The sequence below is a fragment of the Devosia elaeis genome (genome assembly GCF_001650025.1).
GTDB lineage: Bacteria > Pseudomonadota > Alphaproteobacteria > Rhizobiales > Devosiaceae > Devosia > Devosia elaeis.
In genome coordinates this window covers 1-1,388 of sequence record NZ_LVVY01000143.1, presented here as the reverse complement: position 1 = coordinate 1,388, position 1,388 = coordinate 1, and the positions used below count along the sequence as shown (strand labels likewise).

The 1,388-nt window shown below is 61.1% G+C and carries 1 protein-coding gene; it reads left to right on the top strand.

The features are described from left to right. Window positions 1–89: 89 nt before the first annotated feature. Window positions 90–1,127, top strand: coding sequence for an IS110 family RNA-guided transposase (locus A3840_RS18490; RefSeq protein ID WP_205633414.1), 1,038 nt, complete (start codon window positions 90–92; stop codon window positions 1,125–1,127). The last annotated feature ends 261 nt before the right edge of the window (window positions 1,128–1,388 follow it).

The window sequence follows — 1,388 nt, the reverse complement described above, 5'->3', positions numbered from 1 at the left end:
AAAGCATAGGTAATCGGGCTCGCTCTGAGCATGAGGCGAGCTCCCTGATATGATTGCTGGTCTTAGGACCACCGATAAGCAGGGAGACTATGATGGGACATTATGTTGGTATTGACGTTGGCCTGCGGTCCTCGTCGCTGTGCATCATCGACGAGCAGGGGAAAGTATGCCTTGAACGCGAGGTTGCCTCGGAGATCGAGGCTATCGCTGACGCGGTGCGAGGCTTTGCGGAGCACGTAGATGGCGTGGCGCTGGAGACGGGCAACCTCACGCCATGGCTGACGGCGGGGCTGCGGGCCGAAGGCTTCCGCGTTGTGGTGATGGAAGCCCGCCAGGTGAAGACGACCCTGTCGAGCCTGCGCAACAAGACAGACCGGAACGATGCCCGCGGCATTGCCCAGATCCTGCGCACCGGCTGGTACCGCGAGGTGCATGTAAAGAGCCTTGAGAGCCAGCGGCTGAAGACGCTGCTGGCGGCACGGAAGGCGCTGCTTCGGCGCCGGATCGATCTCGAGAACGAGGTGCGTGGACTGCTCAAGGTCTATGGCTTCAAGCTGCCGGCGCAAATCTACCATGCCCGGTTTGACGATATGGCGCGCCAGGCGGTGATGGCCGATCCCGCACTGGCCGAAGCTCTTGGTCCGCTGCTGGATGCCCGCGGTCATCTCTACCGCGCGTTTCTCGAGATCGATAAGCGCGTCAGGTCCATCGCGCATGATGATCCGATTTGCCAGCTGCTCATGTCTGCGCCGGGTATCGGCTTCATCGCTGCGCTGACCTTTAAGGCCGCAGTGGATGACCCCAAGCGCTTCCGCCGCTCGAAGACGGTGGCTGCTCATTTTGGCCTCACGCCCAGGCGCTACCAGTCTGGCGAAAAGGACAATCCAGGGCACATATCCAAGGCTGGCGATGTCGAGGTTCGGTCCGCCATGTTCCTGGCGGCCAACACCATCATGAATGGCCGAGGTAAACCCTCGTCTCTGCGCAGCTTCGGTGCTCGGCTCGCCCGGCGTAAGGGCCGCAAACGCGCAATGGTCGCCGTCGCCCGCAAACTTGCCGTTGTGCTCCACGCCATGTGGACCGATGGCACCCTGTTCTGCAACGTCGAGAAGGAGGCGCTCGCCTGACGATGTGATCGCCTACCAGGAAAACCAGCTCTTCGTTACAGTTCGTCCTGTGCGGACGAGGGAGCCGGGGCAAAGCCGCAAATGTCTGCTGCGCATCATAGCGCGTCTGAAAGCAAGGCCCCCCGACCCGATCCGACCAATGCTTGTGGCAGCCCAGGCTCGCGCCGATACGCAGACCACGAAAAGAAGCGTGACCCGCCCAAGACGAAACATAGTGGAAGAGAAGATTGGAGCTTGACCTCAATGCCCGATTAAAGAAGC

Excerpts from the sequence above, each read along its gene's own strand:
- A3840_RS18490 (WP_205633414.1), top strand. The coding sequence starts at position 90 with ATGATGGGACATTATGTTGGTATTGACGTTGGCCTGCGGTCCTCGTCG.